Genomic DNA, 468 nt, shown 5'->3' with positions numbered 1-468 from the left:
GGGCTCGTCGGCGAAGGTGAGGATGCGCGAACCGGCGATAACGTCCGCCAAAACGTCCGCTTCACCCGCCGCTTCCAGCACCTTGCCTGCCATCAACGTCGCCAGGAACGGTCCAGTGGCGAGCGCCTTGCCGACTTCTGAAAACACGGCGCCGGCGTCAAACGCAGAGCCGCCATAGCCGCCCGCCTCTTCAGAGAACAGCATGCCCAGCACGCCCAGTTCCGTGAGGCCTGACCACATGTCGCGGCTGAAGCCGTCTTCGCTGTGGGCAGCCGCCTGACGCGCCTCCCAGTCCAGCGTGTCGGAGAAATACCGTGACAGTGAATCCGCCATCATGCGGCGGTCGTCACCCAAGGAAAAATCCATGTCCTAGAGCCCCATCATCGATTTGCCGATGATCTCGCGCTGCACCTCATTGGAGCCGCCGAAGATCGAAAGTTTGCGATTATTGAAGTATTGCGAAGCCAC

At 61.3% G+C, this 468-nt stretch carries 1 protein-coding gene; it reads right to left on the bottom strand.

What is annotated here, in order from left to right; all coding sequences use genetic code 11:
• Nucleotides 1–354, bottom strand: a 354-nt coding sequence (locus tag B3M53_RS09555; RefSeq protein WP_286800231.1) for an acyl-CoA dehydrogenase family protein, incomplete at its 3' end; no start/stop codon positions are given.
• Between the last annotated feature and the right edge of the window lie 114 nt (nucleotides 355–468).

This window comes from Oceanicaulis sp. UBA2681, from assembly GCF_002354675.1.
GTDB lineage: Bacteria > Pseudomonadota > Alphaproteobacteria > Caulobacterales > Maricaulaceae > Oceanicaulis > Oceanicaulis alexandrii.
This window is presented reverse-complemented; position numbering and strand designations above follow the sequence as displayed.